General features: G+C 58.9%; 1 protein-coding gene and 1 pseudogene. Both read right to left on the reverse strand.

Features of this window, described 5'->3' with window-relative positions:
- Positions 1-64: 64 nt before the first annotated feature.
- A complete protein-coding gene (locus GJ668_RS19830; RefSeq protein ID WP_155451802.1) occupies positions 65-403 on the reverse strand; it encodes a type II toxin-antitoxin system Phd/YefM family antitoxin in 339 nt (112 codons plus the stop codon).
- Positions 404-828: 425 nt separating this feature from the next.
- Positions 829-949 (reverse strand): annotated as a pseudogene (locus GJ668_RS21330) (IS701 family transposase); the annotation flags it as partial.

Genomic DNA, 949 nt, shown 5'->3' on the forward strand with positions numbered 1-949 from the left:
GCGCCAACCGAGGCTCACCGCGACGGCTTGATCGGATGCATACCACGAAAAGTTTCAAGAAGGCCTACTGGGCACTGGGAAGGAGCGTGTTTTTGTCCAAAGTCCAAACGTCGATTTCGTCGCCCGCCGGCATGGCCAGCTGATCGGCGATGTTTCCGCGCCCGTCGAACGACGCCATGAGGTCACTGGGCGTTTCCGGGATCGGCGGCGCCGGCTCGTCGGGCCGCCTGAAGCGCCCCTCCAGTTGACCGAGCGCACGCCGCTTCGGTGCCTCACTGATTCGCACCAGACGCACGACCGGCTGGCCAGCACGGGTGATGACCACCTCACCGCCGGCCTCTGCCTGTTCGGTGAGCCGAGACAAGTGTGTCTTGGCCTCGTGGATGTTGAACTGGGTCTGCATGGTTGGTCTCCGGTTGGCTACCCGAAGGATAGCCGATCGCCGTTGTGGACCTCGCGGTGGGAATGGGCTGGCGGGGCCATTCTAGCCGCGATCCGGGAGTTTGTATATTTTTTGCGTAAACCGTTTTATGAGAATTTAGATACGGTTTTAGGGGTCTAAGATCAGGCACGATAAGTGAACTTATCGCAGGTGATCAACGCGACACGAAGCAGAGCCGGTGAGGGCGGCGGCGACCCAATGGCCGTGGAACAGCCTCGGTTCGGGGCAATGGAACGGGCCGAACAGCAGGAGGTTGGGAGAGGAAAAACAGCCGATTAAGCGCCTCAGGGGCGGATCTAGACAGGATGGGGTCAGCTCACGAAACGGAAAAAATCGTACGCTAAGGAAACGCTGATCAAATACCGTTTACTATTCGTTAACTGATGTTACGCAGCCGCCTTCAGTCGCCTGAGCTCGCCGAAGGCATGCTTGAAGCGCCTCGACATAGAGCTTCGCGCGTAGCGCGAAGTGGTTGAGCTTATGGACGCGCTTGAGGCATTCGAGCTT

Source organism: Allochromatium palmeri, from assembly GCF_009720725.1.
Taxonomy (GTDB): domain Bacteria; phylum Pseudomonadota; class Gammaproteobacteria; order Chromatiales; family Chromatiaceae; genus Thermochromatium; species Thermochromatium palmeri.

Excerpts from the sequence above, each read along its gene's own strand:
- GJ668_RS19830 (WP_155451802.1), bottom strand. The coding sequence starts at position 403 with ATGCAGACCCAGTTCAACATCCACGAGGCCAAGACACACTTGTCTCGG.